The organism is Campylobacter sp. 2352 PW (assembly GCF_024723575.1).
GTDB lineage: Bacteria > Campylobacterota > Campylobacteria > Campylobacterales > Campylobacteraceae > Campylobacter_D.
In genome coordinates, this window is the sequence record NZ_JANQCX010000033.1 from 1 (window position 1) to 1,500 (window position 1,500).

A 1,500-nucleotide genomic window follows, 5' to 3' on the forward strand; every position below is an offset into this window, starting at 1 on the left:
GGATGTATTATTTACTTTACAAATGCAAAATAATCTTAATTATTTTTATTTTATTTCCAATAACACTGATTTAAAAGAAATTAATAATTATTTAAATGTTGTGGATGAGTTTCTTGTCTTTATGAGTGAAATTGAAAAATTACCATCTAAGTATAATCCAGGTAAAATAATGTTTGAGTTTACTTTTGTAAATTACAACACTTTGTTTTTTGGTTTTACTTTAGATATAAATCTTATGTGTTCTATACCTCAAAAAGAACAGTTATTAGAAAATATGATTAATTCTTATAAAAAAATGAATTTATTGTATGATATAAATTTAAAAACCGAATATCAAGAATTATACGAAACAATATATGGCGCTAAAAAACCTAATCGTCTAATAAATTTTGCTAAAGGAAGATTAAATGCATGCGGAAGATAATTTAAATTTTAAAGATAATTTTTAAATTATATAGGAAAAATAAATGTCTATTTATAAAGAATGTGAAGTTTGTAAAACAAAAATCAATAAATTACAAAATATTTGGAATATATTCTCAGGCAAATTAGAAATAAAATGCAAAAATTGCAAAAGTAAATATGGAGTTTCTAATAAAATTATAGATTGGGTGTATAGTATTTTTTGTGAAAACTTATTACTCTTTCCACCAATTGTATTTTTAAATTTCATATATTTAGGTAGATATTTTTCAAAATATGGATTATTTGAAATGATATGTTATTTATCAATAATCATTCTTTTTAGTAGAAAACTAATAAATATTGTTTTACTTCTTCTTTGTAAATTAAAAAGGCTAGAAAATGAGAGATAAAGGATTAATGGAACATCTTAAGGATATTAAAGATGGTATTGTAGATTGTTATATAGGACTTTATGATTTTGGAGATTTTTTAGCTAGAATTTCAGGTTTTAGAGATTGGCAAGAAAAAAGTGTTATTTTAGATGATTTTCATAAAAGGCAGACACTAGAAGAATTAGACTTTTTAAAAGATATTGTTAAAAATGAAACTTCTAGAAATATTATACTAGAATATTTAATAAAAGATATCAATGAAAGACCTTTGTATTATTTAGCACCATCAGGAATTTTAACAACAATTAAAAAAATAACCAAAACAAAAAAACTATTCATAATAAACATAACTTCTTTAGGAGGAAAAGCAACATCCACCGCCCACTCTCTCTACCCCTACTACAAAAACATACAAAATTCCTTTGCTCCTTTATGTTCTATAGATAATAAAAATAGTAATTTGTTAAAAGAATTTAATTTTGATAGTTTTTCTTGTAATTTTTACAATAATAATATTTTCAATCAAAATCTTAAATATTTAGATAATATACAAGATGAAAAAGAATATATCAATGAGTATAAAATATTTTTAGAAAATCTTAATCACTTTAATCAAGAATATAATAATTATAAACTTATGTCTATACAAGTAATCAATAATTTAAAAATAGCCTATATACAAAAACTATCTTTAGAAGATATC

2 pseudogenes are annotated in these 1,500 nt (G+C 21.6%); both read left to right on the plus strand.

The window, feature by feature from the left end:
• Nucleotides 1–424: pseudogene (locus CAMP5121_RS07960) on the plus strand (hypothetical protein); the annotation flags it as partial.
• A gap of 380 nt (nt 425–804) precedes the next feature.
• Nucleotides 805–1,500, plus strand: a pseudogene (locus CAMP5121_RS07965) (hypothetical protein); the annotation flags it as partial.